The sequence below is a fragment of the Sutcliffiella halmapala genome (genome assembly GCF_050107295.1).
GTDB lineage: Bacteria > Bacillota > Bacilli > Bacillales > Bacillaceae_I > Sutcliffiella_A > Sutcliffiella_A halmapala_A.
In genome coordinates, this window is sequence record NZ_JBNIKR010000015.1 from 1 (window position 1) to 16742 (window position 16742).

16 protein-coding genes are annotated in these 16742 nt (G+C 39.3%); 14 read left to right on the top strand and 2 right to left on the bottom strand.

The window, feature by feature from the left end; all coding sequences use genetic code 11:
- Positions 1-262 precede the first annotated feature (262 nt).
- The 8 genes from ACQCT5_RS19940 (at position 263) to ACQCT5_RS19975 (ending at position 7981) form a co-directional block, all read left to right on the top strand.
- Positions 263-1273: a hypothetical protein gene (locus tag ACQCT5_RS19940; RefSeq protein WP_499644502.1), complete on the top strand. Its 1011-nt coding sequence runs from the start codon at positions 263-265 to the stop codon at positions 1271-1273.
- Positions 1274-1581: 308 nt separating this feature from the next.
- Positions 1582-2418, top strand: coding sequence for a hypothetical protein (locus ACQCT5_RS19945; protein WP_499644504.1), 837 nt, complete (start codon positions 1582-1584; stop codon positions 2416-2418).
- Between the two features lie 599 nt (positions 2419-3017).
- Positions 3018-3584, top strand: a complete 567-nt coding sequence (locus ACQCT5_RS19950; RefSeq protein ID WP_499644506.1) for a suppressor of fused domain protein — start codon at positions 3018-3020, stop codon at positions 3582-3584.
- A gap of 316 nt (positions 3585-3900) precedes the next feature.
- On the top strand, positions 3901-4410 hold the full coding sequence (locus ACQCT5_RS19955; RefSeq protein ID WP_499644508.1) for a DinB family protein: 510 nt from the start codon (positions 3901-3903) through the stop codon (positions 4408-4410).
- Positions 4411-4920: 510 nt separating this feature from the next.
- Positions 4921-5874, top strand: coding sequence for an aminoglycoside phosphotransferase family protein (locus ACQCT5_RS19960; protein WP_499644510.1), 954 nt, complete (start codon positions 4921-4923; stop codon positions 5872-5874).
- 2 nt (positions 5875-5876) lie between these two features.
- Positions 5877-6365, top strand: a complete 489-nt coding sequence (locus ACQCT5_RS19965; protein ID WP_499644512.1) for an HIT family protein — start codon at positions 5877-5879, stop codon at positions 6363-6365.
- A 196-nt stretch (positions 6366-6561) separates the two neighbouring features.
- Positions 6562-7107 carry an HAD-IIIA family hydrolase gene (locus ACQCT5_RS19970; RefSeq protein WP_499644514.1) on the top strand — a complete coding sequence of 182 codons (546 nt, stop codon included), beginning with the start codon at positions 6562-6564 and terminating at the stop codon, positions 7105-7107.
- A 184-nt stretch (positions 7108-7291) separates the two neighbouring features.
- Positions 7292-7981, top strand: coding sequence for an aspartate/glutamate racemase family protein (locus ACQCT5_RS19975; RefSeq protein ID WP_499644516.1), 690 nt, complete (start codon positions 7292-7294; stop codon positions 7979-7981).
- Positions 7982-8302: 321 nt separating this feature from the next.
- Here the strand turns inward: ACQCT5_RS19975 and mscL are convergent, their stop codons facing one another.
- Positions 8303-8674 (bottom strand): large conductance mechanosensitive channel protein MscL, encoded by a 372-nt coding sequence (gene mscL / locus ACQCT5_RS19980; protein ID WP_499644518.1) that lies wholly within the window; start codon positions 8672-8674, stop codon positions 8303-8305.
- 339 nt (positions 8675-9013) lie between these two features.
- On the opposite strand from mscL, the gene ACQCT5_RS19985 reads away from it, so the two are divergent.
- A complete protein-coding gene (locus tag ACQCT5_RS19985; RefSeq protein ID WP_499644520.1) occupies positions 9014-9508 on the top strand; it encodes a hypothetical protein in 495 nt (164 codons plus the stop codon).
- A 163-nt stretch (positions 9509-9671) separates the two neighbouring features.
- Here ACQCT5_RS19985 and ACQCT5_RS19990 read toward each other — a convergent pair whose 3' ends face one another.
- Entirely contained in the window at positions 9672-10454 is a 783-nt protein-coding gene (locus ACQCT5_RS19990) for an SDR family oxidoreductase (RefSeq protein WP_499644522.1), read from the bottom strand.
- A gap of 183 nt (positions 10455-10637) precedes the next feature.
- Between ACQCT5_RS19990 and ACQCT5_RS19995 the strand changes: the two genes are divergently transcribed.
- The 5 genes from ACQCT5_RS19995 to ACQCT5_RS20015 all read left to right on the top strand — a co-directional run bounded on the left by ACQCT5_RS19995 (position 10638) and on the right by ACQCT5_RS20015 (position 16719).
- Entirely contained in the window at positions 10638-12497 is a 1860-nt protein-coding gene (locus tag ACQCT5_RS19995) for a methylmalonyl-CoA mutase family protein (protein ID WP_499644524.1), read from the top strand.
- Complete coding sequence (gene scpA / locus ACQCT5_RS20000) at positions 12487-14667, top strand: methylmalonyl-CoA mutase (protein WP_499644526.1); 2181 nt, start codon at positions 12487-12489, stop codon at positions 14665-14667. Before ACQCT5_RS19995 ends, scpA begins: the two co-directional genes overlap by 11 nt.
- Complete coding sequence (gene meaB / locus ACQCT5_RS20005) at positions 14660-15676, top strand: methylmalonyl Co-A mutase-associated GTPase MeaB (protein ID WP_499644528.1); 1017 nt, start codon at positions 14660-14662, stop codon at positions 15674-15676. The genes scpA and meaB overlap by 8 nt, the downstream gene beginning before the upstream one ends.
- A gap of 169 nt (positions 15677-15845) precedes the next feature.
- Positions 15846-16283 (top strand): BrxA/BrxB family bacilliredoxin, encoded by a 438-nt coding sequence (locus tag ACQCT5_RS20010; protein ID WP_499644530.1) that lies wholly within the window; start codon positions 15846-15848, stop codon positions 16281-16283.
- A gap of 124 nt (positions 16284-16407) precedes the next feature.
- A complete protein-coding gene (locus ACQCT5_RS20015; protein ID WP_499644532.1) occupies positions 16408-16719 on the top strand; it encodes a hypothetical protein in 312 nt (103 codons plus the stop codon).
- Positions 16720-16742 lie beyond the last annotated feature (23 nt).

Below are 16742 nucleotides of genomic sequence, written 5' to 3' on the forward strand. Positions count from 1 at the left end.
TAATGCGTTATTTAATATCCATCTTTAATCTATTTGAGTACGAATAAATACACTTAAAGTAACGGGTGCTTTTCTTGAATATCTATGCAGCATGGTTTTTCAAGTTCGATCTTCCATTAAAGGGAGCTTATGTTGAATAAGGAGGATTACTGCAATCCTCCTTCATTTAAAAATAATAAAATATATGAATTGATACCATATAATCACTGAAGGGGTTTATTAGCTCGTTGGAGAATTAAAGAAGTATAAGGGGTGAAGAGTAATGACTGCTACACATACTACTACAGAATGGTCTATTCAACCAAATGAAGCATTCGATATGGTCTTATTTTTAAATGCTATTTCAAATAATGATTTTTACAATAGACACTATCAAGGTGTTAGAGAACATTATAGTCCTAGACTTGGAGACGCTGGATTAAAATTAATAGATCAGGTAGTTTCATTTTTTTCAATGTCGGGGCTTTGTAAATTACTATCTTATTTTAGTGTGAAATCTCTAGATGATGTTATTAAGTCCCTACAAGACTTCAATCAATTAATTAACAATATTGATATAAAAGAAGAATACATAAAACAACTCGCTGCTAATGTATCAGAGAAAAGAGAACTTTTATTAGATTGCTTTGTTCATATAAAAGAATCTGATATAGATGAAAATTGGAGACGAAATATTAAACCATCAATACTAAATGTTGCGGATCAATTAAATGGGGCGATGTCATCATTAATTTCATATCATAATCTTCGTACCACGCTCTCAACATTTTTAGGAACCGATTTACCATCGAAATCATATCAAGTTTATTTGGCCACATATATTAAACCCATAGCTTTCCAACTATCAAAACAAGGTATGGTAACACATCAAGGACCACCAGGTTATATGCCTTTACCAAAACAGATTGCTTGCATTTGTATTCACGAGACAATTCACGGGTTTCCAGGTTCAGAAATAGCACAAATTGAACAAGAAAAATTACGCTTAAAAAGCGAAACATTCAATCAAAGTTACTTAGATATTATAAATAATTGGCACAGTGGACCAGAAGAATTTTTTGTGGTTGGAGCCGAAGCCTATTTAACACAAGCTCTAAATTTACGAACAAATGATGAATGTATTCAATATTTAAATACCCAAAATAATGGAATGCCATTTTCATTGGAGATATATAAAAAGTTGCGTAAAGAAAAACCTGAACAGAATTCTAATTGGATGGGTTTTGGGGAATGGGTATCAAAGGCACTTAAGAATAATGAAATTTACATTTGAGAAAATATTGTCTATAAACAAGTGTGGTTCTTTAAAAGTAGGAATCCTCATTTCTTATAGTGCTAACGGGTTCTTATTTTCAATAAGAAAATATATGATCTTCCATAATCGGGCGCGATCCTGGAACAAGGATCAGCGCTCATTTTTCACTTTAGGGCCATTATCTTGATTAAGTGATTTTAATAATTAACAAAAATTAAATTATTTTTGATTAATTAAAGTGCTGTAAATGGGAGGAGGTATTTCTTGATTATTAACGAATTTAATAATCAAAAGTATTTTAATTTTAGGAGTGGGTAAAGCAATGTGTGGGATTAGAAACTAAACATAGAGAAAGAGATTTAGAAATTCCGAAACATCGTCAAAATTTATTGGTATCAATTGAACAAGATTTACTAAGTGATGAAAATGTTTTAGCTGTTTTTTATGGAGGTTCATTAGGCAATCAAAATACAGACTTATATTCTGATATTGACCTTCGTATAGTTATCAAAGATGAAGTATTTGAAGAATATAGATTGAACAAAAAACAGAGGTCTAAGAATTGGGGTAAAGTTCTATTTTTCGAAGATTTCCCTTGGACAACTTATAGTATTGCTCACTATGATACTTTTATTAAGGTTGATACCTTTTATTATAAGACCAGAGATATTCAGCCATCAACTTGGCTTCAAAAAATTAAAATTGTTCACGATACTACTGGGTTAATGAGCAATGTATTAGCAAAATCAATGAGTTTATCCTATATCCCTACTACTCAAGAAGTAGAGCTTTGGAGAACGAAATTTTTTGCTTATGTTCACGAAGCTTATCGAAGAGTAATGAGAAAAGAAATTTACTATGCTCTACATTGTCTAGATAATTTACGGTTGTCAATGATAACAGCTTGGTATATGGATGAAGGAATACAACCTAATACATTCGGAGACTGGGCAAAACTAGAAGGTGAAAGAAGTAAATTGCAAGGTTGGCAATTATCGCTACTCGCAAAATGGCATAGCAATAGAGAACCAAAAGTGATAATGAGCGTAATTAGAAGTATAATACCCGAATTTATAAAAACTCATAAGAGTTTATGTGAAAAACTTGGGATTGAAGAGAATCCTGAATGGGTTGAAGAAATTTTAGAAATGGTTTTCGAGTGATGATTAACACCCATTCTTGGGTGTTAGATTATTTTTCTTATTAAAATAACCAAGAAAGCTTTAGTGATCTTCCATAATCGGGCGCGATCCAGGAACAAGGATTAGCGCTTATTTTTATTTTGTCAGTGGAATAACTTATTGTAGGAATTTTTAGATTATGAAATAATTGGTGTTAGGTAAACGGGAAATAATAATTTAAAAATGGGGGATAAACTTGAAGTACCATACTTATATGATATTAGGATGGATATTTGTTTTGGCAAGTGGATTAGTTTACACATTAGAGCGACTTAGGAGTGCAATTGTTTATGTAGGTGTAAATGTTAATGAAAACTCATATACAAGCAGTCCAAGTTCGCCATTCCTTTTTGAAAATATATATATTTTTATTTTCATATTCATTTCCATTTGGTGTTTCTATAGTGCAAGAAAAATTAAACATACGCGTGCGGATTAGTTTTTTTTTTTAAGAACGTGGAGCGATAGCTATATAGGTACGCAATCTTTCCATACTTAAGAATAGGGCAGGATAGTTGAAGAAGGGATTCGAGTTACATATATAAAATCATTAGTAAAGTTCGTATGATAAAGGTGGTCAAATGGATAAATTTATACAGTTTTTAGATATTCATCTAGGTCCAATTGAGTGTGGTTGGACTGAAGATGATAGGGGAGAACGGCTTCCAGTTCAAGTTGCAAAATACAGTAAAGGTCCTTTTTCTGATACTAAAACAGTTTCTACTTTAGGTTTAAGTAAAGTTCCATTGACTTCCAATGTTTCTGGAAAACAAATTTGGCAAGAACTAATTTTCGTTTCTTACTCCAATATTGGAAATATAAACTTACCTGCATTATTGGCACAGGTTAGCCAGACTTCTTTAGATTCTGGAACTGCATTCTTAAGAGGAGATGTCATTGGACCCTATGGACCAATATTTGATGATTCAAATTTTGAAGCCCTTTATGTTACCATTCCAGGTTACTTTCCAGATTCTTTTGATGCTTTTAAAGTAAATGATAAAAAAACAATAATAATGGTTTGGTTGATTCCAATTACTTCAAAAGAAGCAGAATTTATTAGACAAAATGGCTGGGAAGAATTTGAAGATAAACTTGAAGAATTAGACCCTGATTTAATTGACTTTAAAAGGGAGAGTATTATCTAAGTCATATTCCTTCTTCAGCTAACGGGCGCGATCCTGGAACAAGGATCAGCGCTCATTTTTCATTTTAGGGCCATTATATTGAATAACTTATTGAGGAAATTATGAAAAATTGAGATGATTATTATTAAGTTAAAGGGCAGTTTAGCGTGGCCACCGACAACTAAGTGGTTGCTTACACTCAATTATTGGAAGGAAAGTTTTATCCTTTCGCGAATTCATTATACATGCCGAAATTACGAAATTCGCAAAAAAATCGCGGTAGAGCATTGGAAAGAGCATTTTAAATTTCTATAACTCCATAGAGAGGTGATTACGCATGAATCAAAGACCGTCAGAAGAAGAATATGCCGGGGACTTCGGAGAGTATATCCGGTTGGTGCCGGATGGCAACATCATCGACATTCTGCTCGCCCAGGAAAAGCAAATGACCGAGCTGCTGGCATCGTTGACCGAAAGCCATGGCACGTATCGGTATGCGGAAGGAAAATGGACGCTGAAAGAAGTCGTGGGCCACATCGCAGACGGAGAACGCGTCATGACCTACCGCCTGCTCCGGTTCTCAAGAGGGGACCAGACGCCTCTGTCCGGTTTCGACCAGGAATTGTTCATGCCTCCTTTCGGAAGCTGGACAACCGCGCAATTGGCCGAAGACTACCGGGCCGTACGGCAATCGACGATCACACTGCTGCACGGGTTACCGGCGGAGGGGTGGTCCCGCAAAGGCACAGCCAACAACGCAAGCATTACGGCTCGTGCCCTCGCGTACGGCATCGCAGGACACGAGATTCATCACATGGGGGTCATCCGAAATCGGTATTTGAGTTAGTTGTCCGGAAGATCGGGACGGAAGCTGCGCGGAAAACGCGGCTTCCGTTCTTTCTTTATGGCAGCCTTCCCGCCCCGTTCATAGACTGATATGAAGAGAGGACAAGACGGGTTGAAAAAAGAAGCAGCGATTGGTTGCAGACTGGATTTTGTCTAAAAATGAAAAGCAAATAATAATCTCAAACAAGAAAAAATCAAGGCCTCTTCGTTAAGCTAACGAAGAACGAGAGCTCATTACATAATACGAATGACAAATAAGGATTGGTGGTTATTCCGCAAAAGGGCGCCATTCTGGAACAAGAATTGGCGCTTACTTTACATTTTTAGGAAGCTTCGAACTTAGAAAAAAGAACACGGATTTTTTTAAGAGTTAAATAATGGTATGCACTTTTATATGCTAAGATTGTAAGGGATTTGTTGAAGGAAGGTACTCATAGAAACGTAGAACATGGAAGGGGATGTTGAGTACTTTGTATAAGTGGACAGGAGTTCATTAAATTGGAGGTTAACTATGAAGGACGTTCTACATACTCTTCAAGAGAGAATAGCTTTCTTACAAAGCGCTAATAGAATTGAAAAGTTATCTAAAGGATATTCTCTAGATGAGAAATACATAGTTTATTTTGAAGACAAAAAGTACTTATTAAAGATAGGGAATATCAACGGGTATGAAAAGAAGAAGATTGAGTTTCAACTGTTGAAACACATACAAGAAAACAATGTTCAATCTCCTCAGCCAATTCAAAAGGGCATACTTACAGAATTAAATATTTATTATGCTTTTTATTCCTATATTGATGGTGTTGATGTAAAAGAAGCATTACCTAACCTTACAGACAAAGAACAATACGTGATAGGTGTATATGCTGGTAAGGAACTAGCTAGAATGCATGAAATTGAAGCCCCTTTGTCAATCACACCTTGGTATGAGCGAGCGATGAAGAAGCATTATCGATACCTAGATGCTTATAAAGCTTGCGGAATAAGGATTAAAAATGACGATAAAATTATAAGTTTTATTGAAGAGAATAAGTATTTGCTAAAAGAGCGTCCCAATCAATTTCAGCACGATGATTTTCACCTAGGCAACATTATAATATTTAACAATACATATGCCGGGGTAATAGACTTTGATAACTTTGATTGGGGAGACCCTATACACGATTTTGTAAAAGTAGCTTTATTTCAAAGAGAATTGAGTGTACCCTTTTCCATCGGTCAAATCAAAGGTTATTTTAATAACGAAGTCCCAGACGGTTTTTGGGTGCTATATTCTGTTTATGCTGCCATGGTTATCTTTTCATCAGTGGTGTGGTCACTACGATTTGCACCTGATCAAATAAGTGAAATGATTGATAGATTACATACTATATTAGAAGATCATAAGGACTTTGAATTAATTAGACCAAGATGGTATGAACAACAGGACAGCTTTACACTAATGAATGAAGGAGACCTTTTATAAAGATGAAGAAGATGATAACAAATCTTAATGAAGAGTGGAAAAAAGATAGGATTACATCAGCACATAGAGGGGAAAACCCAATGGTTATAGTAAGAATGAAGAGCGGTTTTGCAGCTATTGGAGACACCCAATTCTTACCTGGTTATACTGTATTATTACCCATAAAGCCATTTGGGTCACTAGAAGAACTTAATGTGAAAGAACGTAGTGACTATTTGTTAGATATGAGTTTGATTGGAGAAGCCATATTGGAAGTTTGTAAACCTAGAAGAATAAACTATTCCATTTATGGCAACACAGATGCTTACTTACACGCACATGTTTTTCCCCGATATAATTGGGAACCTAAAGAAAGAATCCCATATCCTGTTTGGCAATATTCTAGTGAAAAATGGAGCGATCCAAAGTATAAATATACGGATGAAAACCATGGAGAGATTAAAGAGAAATTAAGAATCAAAATTCAAGAGTTAATGAAAAATTCATATTAAGGAGTAAGTATGGTGTGAAATTTATACTTCAATTTTACTCCGTAATCGGGAGCTTATCTGGAACAAGGTAAGCTTCTCTTCTTTATATTTATTGAGTAAATAGTCTTGATTTGAAATAATTGGTATAAGTTAATCGGACAGGATTGCGGAATAGAGAAAATAAGAATAAGAATATATAAAGACAGGGGAAGTTTATGTGAACCAAATAGAAGCAATCTTTTTAGATAGAGATGGAACAATTGGTGGTGATGAAACAGTTCATTACCCAGGAGAATTTGAACTTTTCCCTTATTCAGCCTTGGAAATAGCCAGATTAAAAAGAGACAAGATAAAAATATTTTCTTTTACAAATCAACCTGGAATATCAAGGGGATTAGCGAAAGAGGAAGACTTTAAAAAGGAGCTAAGAGGGTTTGGTTTTGATGATATATACATGTGTCCACACAGTCACAATGAGGGATGCTCTTGTAGGAAGCCAAATACAGGAATGTTAATGGAGGCTCAGCAAACCTATAACTTAACTCTCGAAAACTGCGTTGTAATCGGGGACCGTTGGAGTGATATTGTTGCAGCCGCTAAAGTAGGATGCATTAAAATTTTGGTTAGGACGGGGGCAGGAGAATCGTCACTTGATGAACACTGTGAAAAATTAAAAGACATCAATATAGACTACATAGCTAATGACTTGAAGGATGCTATTAGTTGGTTATATAAAAATTTTATGATAAGTAACAGAGCATAACCTTTATTCCATCGGGAGCGATCCTAGAACAAGGATCAGCGCTCTTTTTTCATTGTAGCGTGCGTTTTTCGAGTGCGCGTCTTTTTGTATAGGGTCATTTTTAGTGAATAAAAAAGGAATTGATTATTGATTAATCGAAGCTAATCATAAAGATAAAAACGGATAATGGAGAGGAGAGGTGAAAATGAAGGTTATTGGCCTTATTGGCGGTATGAGTTGGGAATCGTCTGCTGAATATTACCGGATTATCAATGAAGAGGTTAATAGAAGATTAGGGGGATTACATTCAGCAAAATGTCTTTTGTATAGTGTGAATTTTCATGAAATTGAACGCTACCAATCAGAAGGCGCCTGGGAAAAGGCTGGTGAAGAGTTAGGTAATGCTGCGCATGCTTTGGAAAAGGGGGGAGCTGACTTTATTGTCATTTGTACTAATACAATGCACAAAGTTATAGGTGACATCCAGTCGAAAACTAATGTCCCCCTTTTGCATATCGCAGATGCAACCGCAGCCCAAATTAAAGAGAAAGGAATTAATTCTGTTGGGTTATTAGGCACAAGGTACACAATGGAGCAAGATTTTTATAAATCACGTTTGAAGTCTAACGGTATACAAGTTATTGTCCCAAATGACAGTGAAAGAGAGATTGTAAATAAGGTTATTTACGAAGAGTTGTGTTTAGGAAAGATTCATCAAAAATCAAGGGATTATTATAAAAAAGTTATCCAAGGTTTAATCGATTCTGGAGCTAAAGGGATTATATTAGGCTGTACAGAAATTGGATTATTGGTAAAACCGCAAGATTCTGATGTTCCTCTTTTTGACACAACCTACATACATGCTATGGAAGCTGTAAATATGTCCTTAAAATAGGAGATAAGTGTCTTTTAAGTTATCGAAAAAAAGATTTGAGTATATTATCTGTTTTTGAAAAATTTGTTATTTGGGCTGAGCGTGTTTATTTATACTTATGGTAGCTATGAAAAGAGCCAAACCACATTTGTAAATTTTGGCTTTATATTATTACTATTAAAAATCCTTAGGTGCAGGGATTACCTCGAATGATTGGTCAAGCAAAAAATTAGAATTTGTGGTTGGCTGCCTCCATAAAAGCGCAAACTCCCGAAGGAGTCTTCACCTATCGCTCCAATCAACAGCTAGGACACCCAAATTTAACAAAATGCATTAACAAAGCTATTTTTTTAATAAGTCACGAATTTCTGTAAGCAGCTCTTCTTCTTTTGTAGGCTTCGGTGGTTCTGTAATCACTTTCTCCTCTTTCTTTTTTAAACGGTTAAATAATTTAATAAACATAAAAATAGAAAAGCCTACGATTATAAAGTCTAGTACTGTTTGGATGAAGTTACCGTATGCCAAGACAGCATCTCCAACTTTCAGGTGCAAATCCGACAAATCAACACCGCCCATTATTAATCCGATCATAGGCATGATGATATCATTTACTAATGAAGTAACGATTTTGCCAAATGCAGCACCAATAATAACTCCGATTGCTAGATCTAAGACGTTTCCTTTTAAAGCGAATTTTTTAAAATCGTTCCACATATTACATTCTTCCTGCTCTCTTTATTAAATTGGTTTAGTATTTCATAACTATTTTTATATAACATCTATATTACACATGTCAATTAGTTCTTTACATAAGTTTGTAATGGTAATGGCGGGCATGTCAACAAGCGTGCGCAATTCAAGACTATTGAACTGTACCGATTGTTCCGTTAAAGGTGGCTTATCCAGAACAAGGTAAGCTTTTTTAGAGAAATTTTATCTAATAAGTTTCTCAGGATTGAAATAATTGGTATGAGGATAACGGGCCGGATAGAGGAATAAGAGTGAAACAAACTGATTAAGATTTCCGTCTAATCGTAAAAGGGGGTAGAAACGTTGCGACGGTTATTTGTTGTTCAATCAGTTTTTTTAATTTTTGTTTTCGGAATATTTGGCTGTGGAACAAGTAAGAACAGTGAAGAAAATGTAAGTGGTGAAACAAAAATCACCAATGAATCTAAGCAAGTGGATGATTTCAAAGTATCAATAAATGTTGAAAATGGTGAAAAAGACCTTATTGTTTATGCAACTATTACTTATATCGGAGAAGAAGCTGAAAAAGTTATATATCATGGTGAAAGTGTTTTTTTCTTTAATGTTTATCAACAAGATGGGGACTATGAATATGTAGGAGGTATGGAACAACCATTATTAACAACAACACTAATTCGGAATGAGCCTCACAGAGTAAATTTTGAAGTAATAGAAAAACTTAAATTAAATCCAGGTACTTATGAGTTTGAAGCTATTGCTGATTTTTCGTTGGATTCAGATGATGTATTAGGATCAAAAATTGATGTTCCCGTTTCTAAAATTGAGGAAATCGAATAATTTCTTCTTCATCTCTTAAGAGATAGAGTTCAATTTCTTTTGGGTACTTTTGTATAATTAGAGAAAAAAACATGCGGGAGAAATGACACTTTTTCCAGCATGTTTTTTTATATCCATTTCGGAACAACCATATTTCTACAATGATAATCAGGTCGCTATAAAACTACAACAAAGATTCCGCCCCATCAATAAAAATCTGACTACCCGTAATATGACTTGAAGCATCGGACGCCAAAAACGATACAAGATCTGCAACCTGTTCCGGTGTTCCCGGCTTTTTCTCCAATGGGTGGGAGCCCTCCGGATATTCGATTGGGATTTCTATTTTCCCGAGGTTTTCTTCATCGGGAAAAGTGTTTTTGTCGATGTTGGTTTCGATTGCACCAGGGCAAATGACGTTGACCCGGATATGATATTTCGCCAGTTCAAGGGCAGCCATTTTTCCGAATGCAACCTGTCCGGCTTTGGAGGAGCTGTACGCGGACATGCCGAAGCCGCGGAAAGTCCTTGATCCATTGATCGAGCTGGTAATGATGATGCTTCCGCCATGCTCTTTCATATGGGGTATGGCGAATTTAACGGTTAAGAAGGTGCTCTTCAAATTTGTATGCAGCGTATTATCCCAATCCTCGGCACTCAAGTCTTCAATCGGAGCAATTTTTCCATTGATACCGGCATTGGCGAATATAATATCAAGCCGACCCCAGTGGGAGAGCACTTGCTCGAAAGCTTTTTCCGTTTCATTCGGATCGGAAACATCCACTGTCACCACCATTGCATGGCCATCTAGTTGTTCGATTTCCTGTTTGACTTCATTTGCCCCATCTTCTTTTAAGTCAAAGAGTGCCACCCTGACCCCGCTTTTCGCAAGACTGATTGCACTTGCCCTGCCCATTCCTGAAGAAGCTCCGGTGATAATTGCAACCTTCTCATTGATCCCTTTCATATTTTCACCCTCCATATCGCGTTATTTCAATCATTTACCCATTTTCAGAAAAAAACACTCCTTGGATTTGATCTCTGAATAGTTTGCCGAACCTCTATAACTATATTAAAATAAATATAAGAACTATTTTGATTAGAATGACATGTAAGCGGTTACGCAGCATAGGGAACGAGGGGATGAAAAATGAGTCAGTTAGATAAAATGAAGAATAATAGTTTCCCGAAAATGACGTTGGAGGAATGGACAGCCCAGGCTGAAAAAGCATTAAAGGGAAAGCCTGTTTCAAAACTGAATAGCCTTACATATGAAGGAATAACAAGAAAGCCGATTTATACAGAAGTGGATCTAGAGGGAACCAATCCCATCGATAAAAACGGGAATGCCGACTGGTCAGTAAGTCAACAGTTGTACCCTGGAACATCATGGGAGGAAATGAACAATCAGCTTCTTCAAGAGTTGCAAAATGGATTGCAGGCGATCCACTTCACTGTAAAACCAGCGGTAAACTCAAAGGCATTGGAGATAAAAAGCCATGAAGCGCTGGAAACACTATTGAAAGATGTGCCTGTCGAGCAGGTTCAGCTACAAGTTTACACCGGTTCGAGTGCGACTGCATTTATGAATCTTTTAAAAGACAGTAGCATTGACATGACGCATGTACATGGAATTATTGGAGTAGATCCAATCGGCGAATTGGTCACAGCCGGTGGTCTTAGTCAGCCTTTGGAACAGCTCTTGGATGAAATGAAAGCCAATTTGGAGTGGGAAAAACAAAGTGGAACAAAGGTAAAGTCGATTTGGATACAAGCTGCACCTTATCATAATGGCGGTGCAAGTTCAGTGGAGGAACTGGCAGCAACGATGGCAACTGCCGTTACTTATTTGAATGCGTTGATGGAGAGAGGCGCAACAGTTCAGGAAGCGGCATCAGAAATGGCCTTCAGTTTCCCGGTCGGCAGCGACTTCTTTATGGAGGTTTCCAAGCTGCGTGCGGCAAGGCTTTTATGGGCCAACATCGTAGAAGCATTTGGCGGTGATGAAGAGGCACAGAAAATGACCTTGCATGCGACCACTTCGGTATTCACCAAGTCGAATCTTGATCCATATGTCAATATGCTTCGCACGACAACCGAAGCTTTTTCCGCTGCAATCGGGGGAGCGGAGAGCATCAATATTGACAGCTATCAGCAAGGTCCGGATGTTTTCTCAAGAAGAATAGCAAGGAACACACACTATATTTTAAAAGAAGAAAGCTTTCTCTCAAAAGTGGTAGATCCTGCTGCAGGCTCTTATTATGTGGAAAAGCTTACCCATCAGCTGGCTGATGAGGCATGGAAGCTATTCCAGGAAATCGAAGGGCTTGGAGGAATTGTAGATGCATTACAAGCAGGTTTTCTTCAAGAAAAAATAAAGCAGGTCCGTGAGAATCGTTTAAAAGATGTGGAGAGCAGAAAAAAGGTGCTGGTCGGAACGAATATGTATGCGAACTTAGCCGAAGAGCTTTCCAATATAGAACAGAATCATATTACCGCACCATCAGAAAGTGCATTGATGGAAGTGGAACCGATCTCACCAATCACGCTTTCACAGCCATTTGAAACCCTCCGTTATCAAGCAAAAAAATATGCCGAAAAGTCCGGTGAGAAACCGGCAATCACCCTGATCAATCTTGGCAGTCTTGCCTTCCATAAACCAAGAACGGATTTTGCTGCAGGCTTTTTCCATGTTGGGGGATTATCAACCATTGTAAGTCCTAGTTTTTCTACCATTGAAGAATTGGATGCTTGGCTTGCGCAAGGACCAAAGACGGATTATATATGCGTTTGCGGCAGTGATGACACGTATGGAACCATGTTGGATGATGTTTTAAGCCTCCTCCAAAACCATCCTGTCAAAATCCTCCTTGCAGGATTACCGGATATCGAGCGTCAAGCCAATCTGAAAAATTTAGGGGTAACCGACTTTATTCATATGAAATCTAACTGCTATGAGCAGCTGACTGTGATTCACCAAGAAATGGGGTTGACGCCAAATGAAGCCTGATTTTACTACAAGACCGTTAAACAAGACTATTGGTGGAGCTGAAACTGAAGCTCTGCACAAAGACACGATAGAAGATCTATTTTATGAAACGAATGAAAAGATCAAGCTGAAAGCACATTATACGGCAGAAGATACGAAAGGTGCCGATCACCTTGGCACTTTACCTGGTATCGCGCCTTACCTGCGTGGCCCTTACCCGACGATGTATGTGAACCGTCCTTGGACGATTCGGCAGTATGCCGGGTTTTCTACAGCGGAAGAGAGCAATGCCTTTTACCGACGCAACTTGGAAATGGGTCAAAAAGGACTTTCAGTAGCATTCGATCTTGCAACCCATCGCGGCTATGACTCAGATCACCCGAGGGTAGTCGGGGATGTCGGGAAAGCGGGAGTGGCCATCGATTCCATTCTGGATATGAAGATTCTTTTTGATGAAATTCCGCTTGATAAGATGTCGGTCTCGATGACAATGAACGGGGCGGTTCTGCCGATCATGGCCTTTTACATCGTAACGGCAGAGGAACAGGGTGTCAGCCAGGAAAAGCTTTCCGGTACGATCCAAAATGATATTTTAAAAGAATATATGGTGCGTAATACGTATATTTATCCACCAGAGATGTCGATGCGGATCATCGGGGATATCTTTGCCTACACCTCCAAGCATATGCCGAAGTTCAATAGTATCAGTATTTCGGGATATCATATGCAGGAGGCGGGGGCGCCGGCGGATATCGAGCTTGCTTATACGCTTGCAGATGGTCTTGAGTATGTACGGACTGGTCTTGAGGCAGGGATTGACATCGATGCATTTGCACCAAGGCTGTCATTCTTCTGGGCAATCGGCATGAACTTCTTCATGGAAGTGGCCAAGATGCGTGCAGCGCGCTTCATCTGGGCAAAAATGATGAAGGAATTCGGCCCGAAAAATGAAAAGTCGATGGCACTGCGGACACACTCCCAGACATCCGGCTGGAGCTTGACCGAGCAGGATCCTTTCAATAACGTGACACGTACATGCATCGAGGCACTTGCAGCTGCGAACGGTCATACACAATCTTTGCATACTAACGCATTGGACGAAGCGATTGCCCTGCCGACGGACTTTTCAGCACGTATTGCCCGTAATACGCAGCTCTACCTGCAGGAGGAAACGGATATTACAAAAGTCATCGATCCATGGGCTGGATCCTATTATGTGGAGTCACTGACGAATGAATTAATTGAAAAGGCCTGGAAGCATATCGAAGAAATAGAGGAACTGGGCGGAATGGCAAAGGCAATCGAAACCGGTCTTCCAAAAATGAGAATCGAGGAAGCATCGGCACGCCGACAAGCAAAAATCGATTCCGGCAAAGAAGCAATCATCGGCGTGAACAAGTTCCGCTTGGATAAAGAGGATAGAGAAATAGAAGTGCTCGATATCAACAATGAAGAGGTCCGCAAAAAGCAGTTAGAACGATTGCAGAACCTGCGGGAAAATCGTGATGATGCAAAAGTTCAAGAAGCTTTGGAGGCTTTGACTCATGCAGCGCAGACCGGGTACGGTAATCTGTTGGAGCTGGCCGTGAATGCCGCAAGAGTGCGGGCAAGCCTTGGAGAGATCTCGGATGCGATAGAAAAGGTGGCAAACCGTCATCGTGCGGTCATCCGTTCGATCAGCGGGGTGTACAGCAGCGAATTTTCCAATGAGGAAGAGATGAAAATCGTGAAGGATAAAATTGAGGAATTTTACGAATTAGAGGGAAGAAGACCGAGGATCATGATCGCCAAGATGGGGCAGGACGGCCATGACAGAGGGGCGAAAGTCATCGCGACAGCATTTGCCGATCTGGGCTTTGACGTCGATATCGGGCCGCTTTTCCAAACACCCGAGGAAACGGCATTACAGGCAGTGGAAAATGATGTGCATGTGATCGGATTCAGCTCGCTTGCTGCCGGACATAAGACATTATTGCCGCAGCTTGTGGAAGAATTGAAAAAATTGAACCGTGAAGACATTATTGTTGTCATTGGCGGGGTCATCCCATTTCAGGATTATGAATTCCTCTACAACAAAGGAGCTTCCGCTATTTTTGGACCGGGAACAGTTATTCCTCGCGCAGCGGAAAAGGTCCTAGAGGAAATTTACGACCGCCTTGGCTACGAGGATGTGGAAGCCTCCAATGACTAAAGAAAAGAAAAAAGTGCTCCGTAAACAGGAACGTAGCACCGAGGAAATCGTCTCAGGAGTGAAAGCCGGTATCCGTTCGGACCTTGCCCAGGCGATTACGCTCGTGGAAAGCAATGCAGCACGCCATTTCAGCAAAAGCCAAGACATACTTGGGCAGCTTATGCCTGATACAGGCAAGTCTGTCCGGATTGGGATCAGCGGTGTGCCAGGTGCCGGGAAAAGTACCTTCATTGAAGTTTTTGGCCTGTACTTGTGCAGCCTCGGCAAAAAGGTGGCAGTCCTGGCTGTCGATCCGAGCAGTTCGCGTACAGGAGGTAGTATTCTTGGTGATAAAACAAGAATGGAGCAGCTTGCAAGACACCCGCAGGCCTTCATTCGTCCTTCCCCATCAAGTGGGACACTCGGTGGCGTGCATCGCAAAACACGGGAGAGCATTCTCCTCTGTGAAGCGGCCGGTTATGATGTCATCCTTGTGGAAACCGTTGGGGTGGGACAGAGTGAAGCGATTGTCAGGGACATGGTCGATTTTTTCCTTTTGCTTGTATTAACAGGAGCGGGGGATGAGCTTCAAGGAATGAAGAAAGGCATCATGGAACTTGTCGATGCGATTGTGGTCAATAAAGCGGATGGCGAGAATGCAGCCAAAGCCAAGAAGACGGCAGAAGAGTACAAGCAGATCTTGCATTTTCTTCAGCCAGCAACAGAGAGCTGGGAGACAAAGGCTTTTACCTGTTCTGCGCTCTATGAGATCGGGATAGACCATACGTGGAAGACCATCAATGAATTTCTGGAAACAACAAAAGCATCAAGAGAATTTGATAAAAGAAGGAACGAGCAGAAGAAGACATGGCTATATACCTCGGTAAAAAGTCAGCTCGAGATGATGTTTTTCCAAAACGATGAAGTGAAGAAGCAGCTTCCGGTGATGGAGAAAAAGATCCGAGAGGACAAGATATCGGTGTCTGCTGCGGTCAATCAGTTGATGGAGATCTATAAAAAAGAACAATAAAAAAAGGAAAGTGGGTCATCACTTTCCTTCATCTAGGGAGTATAGGGGTATGGATATCTAGATGTTACTTTTATAATACCCGTTCATCCTAAGATTAAACTTGCTTTTTATTTTATTTATTCGAAAAAAATTGGTATGATAGGATTAGTAAAATAAGAGGTGATACAACATGAACATGGATTTCAATTTATTTATGAATGATGTAGTCCGTCAGGCCAGAGAAGAGATGGATGCAGCTGGCTACGAACAATTAAGAACAGTAGAAGATGTGGAAGAGGCATTTGCGCGCAAGGGTACAACACTTGTGATGGTGAACTCCGTCTGTGGTTGTGCAGGTGGTATCGCAAGACCAGCAGCGACACATGCTGTCCATTACGATAATCGCCCGACAAACCTTGTAACGGTATTTGCTGGACAAGACAAAGAGGCTACAGAAAAAGCACGTGAATATTTCGAAGGCTATCCGCCATCCTCCCCGTCTTTTGCACTATTAAAAGACGGAAAAATCATCACGATGGTAGAAAGACACGAAATCGAAGGGCATGCACCAATGTCCGTAATCAACAAGCTTCAAGGATACTTCGACGAGCATTGTGAAGAAATGTAATAAGACCTACTGAACCGCAGCTGAAAAATAGCTGCGGTTTATTTTTTATCAAATTATCTGAAACTTCCTGCAATTCCCATCGTATACCTATATTATGATGAAAAGGTTAGGGGGCAAATAGAAAATGAAAAAGTATCTTATTAGTGTTTTGGTGGTCTTGGCTATTGAGCTTGGAATCCTTTTTGGCATCTCGTTTTTCTTAGACTTTAATCTGCTGAGCACGATGTTTTTTGGCTCCGTCTCATTTGTACTGCTTGCATTCATCCTAGGTTCAACAGGTGATGTCTTCTCGAAAAATTCACAGGTTGCAGTATTTGACTCGCTGGCAGGCAGTTATCAGCCTAAACACGAGAAAATGACATTAAGGGTCGGTCCGATTTTGGTCGGGTCCATTATGTGTGTGCTCGTATATTTTGGGATGTCGTTTTTTATGTGATGATAGAAAGGTAAAGATAACGA

Excerpts from the sequence above, each read along its gene's own strand:
- ACQCT5_RS19940 (WP_499644502.1), top strand. The coding sequence starts at position 263 with ATGACTGCTACACATACTACTACAGAATGGTCTATTCAACCAAATGAA.
- ACQCT5_RS19950 (WP_499644506.1), top strand. The coding sequence starts at position 3,018 with ATGGATAAATTTATACAGTTTTTAGATATTCATCTAGGTCCAATTGAG.
- ACQCT5_RS19955 (WP_499644508.1), top strand. The coding sequence starts at position 3,901 with ATGAATCAAAGACCGTCAGAAGAAGAATATGCCGGGGACTTCGGAGAG.
- ACQCT5_RS19960 (WP_499644510.1), top strand. The coding sequence starts at position 4,921 with ATGAAGGACGTTCTACATACTCTTCAAGAGAGAATAGCTTTCTTACAA.
- ACQCT5_RS19965 (WP_499644512.1), top strand. The coding sequence starts at position 5,877 with ATGAAGAAGATGATAACAAATCTTAATGAAGAGTGGAAAAAAGATAGG.
- ACQCT5_RS19975 (WP_499644516.1), top strand. The coding sequence starts at position 7,292 with ATGAAGGTTATTGGCCTTATTGGCGGTATGAGTTGGGAATCGTCTGCT.
- mscL (WP_499644518.1), bottom strand. The coding sequence starts at position 8,674 with ATGTGGAACGATTTTAAAAAATTCGCTTTAAAAGGAAACGTCTTAGAT.
- ACQCT5_RS19990 (WP_499644522.1), bottom strand. The coding sequence starts at position 10,454 with ATGAAAGGGATCAATGAGAAGGTTGCAATTATCACCGGAGCTTCTTCA.
- ACQCT5_RS19995 (WP_499644524.1), top strand. The coding sequence starts at position 10,638 with ATGAGTCAGTTAGATAAAATGAAGAATAATAGTTTCCCGAAAATGACG.
- scpA (WP_499644526.1), top strand. The coding sequence starts at position 12,487 with ATGAAGCCTGATTTTACTACAAGACCGTTAAACAAGACTATTGGTGGA.
- meaB (WP_499644528.1), top strand. The coding sequence starts at position 14,660 with ATGACTAAAGAAAAGAAAAAAGTGCTCCGTAAACAGGAACGTAGCACC.
- ACQCT5_RS20010 (WP_499644530.1), top strand. The coding sequence starts at position 15,846 with ATGAACATGGATTTCAATTTATTTATGAATGATGTAGTCCGTCAGGCC.
- ACQCT5_RS20015 (WP_499644532.1), top strand. The coding sequence starts at position 16,408 with ATGAAAAAGTATCTTATTAGTGTTTTGGTGGTCTTGGCTATTGAGCTT.